The sequence below is a fragment of the Photobacterium sp. BZF1 genome (assembly GCF_014349205.1).
Lineage (GTDB): Bacteria > Pseudomonadota > Gammaproteobacteria > Enterobacterales > Vibrionaceae > Photobacterium.
The window spans coordinates 1-1,572 of sequence record NZ_JACSOF010000298.1 but is presented as its reverse complement, the minus strand read 5'-3'; the positions used below and the strand labels follow the sequence as shown (position 1 = coordinate 1,572).

General features: G+C 40.4%; 1 protein-coding gene and 1 pseudogene. Both read right to left on the bottom strand.

The annotated features are described in order from the left end of the window. Positions 1 to 88, bottom strand: a pseudogene (locus BIZ37_RS30110) (elongation factor P-like protein YeiP); the annotation flags it as partial. A gap of 48 nt (positions 89 to 136) precedes the next feature. Next, positions 137 to 1,572 (bottom strand): EAL domain-containing protein (locus tag BIZ37_RS30105; protein ID WP_187464668.1); only part of this gene is annotated, 1,436 nt, incomplete at its 5' end.

Below are 1,572 nucleotides of genomic sequence, written 5' to 3'. Positions count from 1 at the left end.
GTGTTGTAACTTCAATATCTTTGACTAACAACGTTTTACCGCCGGTAACAATGACAAAACCTTTCTTAATTTCACTAGCTCTTGGCATGGACTATATCTTTCTGTTGGTAAAAATCGAAAATTATCACGGTTATCACTAAACACCAACAATTTCCTGCACAGAATGGCTGACTTCTGATGCAGGTGTTGAATGTATTTTGAATTTAGCTAAAAAACGTTCAAATGGCATAGGCCTCGCGTAGAAGAAACCTTGGCAGCTTTGAATCTTCAGTGACTTCACATGCTGTGCTTGCTCTTGGGTTTCAACGCCCTCAGCGATTAATTGGCAATTTAGCGTATGGCCAATTTGAGCGATATTGCCGAGAATGGAGTGGGTCACCGAGTCGGTGACGGAAGCGGCAACAAAGGCACGGTCAATTTTGATAATATCAAAGCTCAAAGCCTGTAGCGTTGACAGTCCGGCGTAGCCTGTCCCAAAGTCGTCGAGTGCCCATTTTATCCCGTGGTCACGTAAAGCCTGCATGCCGTTTTGTAACTGCGAGACATCAGTATTTGAAAAGTTCTCACGTTCGGAGAACTCCATGACAACCCCATCTTGTAATAACGGGTAGCGCTTTAGCAATTCGATAACCGAAGCAATAAAGGTACGGGATGCAATCATAGAGGCAGTTACATTGATTGATAAATAGAAAGGGCTATCTATCATCACCATCTTCGCCTTGTCTTGGGCTGCTTGCTCAATCAGTTGAAGTGTAATCTCATTTATCTGCGTTGACTTTTCAGCGGCCGGAATAAACTCATCTGGCATGACTTTCCTTTTTTTCGGGTGAAGCCATCTAACGAGTAGCTCAGCACCGATCCACTGGCCAGTTTGTGCAGACACGATAGGTTGGTATTCGGCGTAAAACTCTTTGTTGTGGATACCTTTTTGAATTTCCGCATACAAAGGAACCCGCTTAAAGAAAAAGCAATGGACAAGGAGTGTTATCCCGAACGCATTGGCGACTATTAATAAGATACCAGTTGGTAAAAAGCTCCAAATAAGATTAAACAATAGCGGTTTGGTATAGCCGACAGAAATTCCCACAGGATAACGAGAGGATTCCCTCATCGTTTTATAAAATATGGACTCCTGGGAATTAACATCGTCAATGTTAGCAAAGTATTTACGATGTTTATCGTAAATGTAGGAATACACTTCATGATGGCTGGATATCTCTTTTAACCACAGCTCTAAATAGTTTTTTTCAAAACGTATTTGATACCAACCCGAGTCTACATACATCATAAAGAAAATAGCAGTTTTCCCATTCTTTTTATCATGTATTTTATATATAGCATAATGCTCACCGGGTTCTAGCTTTGCTATTTCTAAATCAGCGACTTCTTCCTTGGTTAGCGTTGTACTGCGGTCACTGCATATTACAGAGTGGCTTCTTATGAAGATAACCTCATTAAGAACACTATTATTTAATGTTATATTTTCAAGAGCTTGCTGGCTATCTTTACTACAATCTGGATATAGTTTAGTTATGGTGTTTAATTGTTTTTCGATTGTGGTGATTTCAGCAT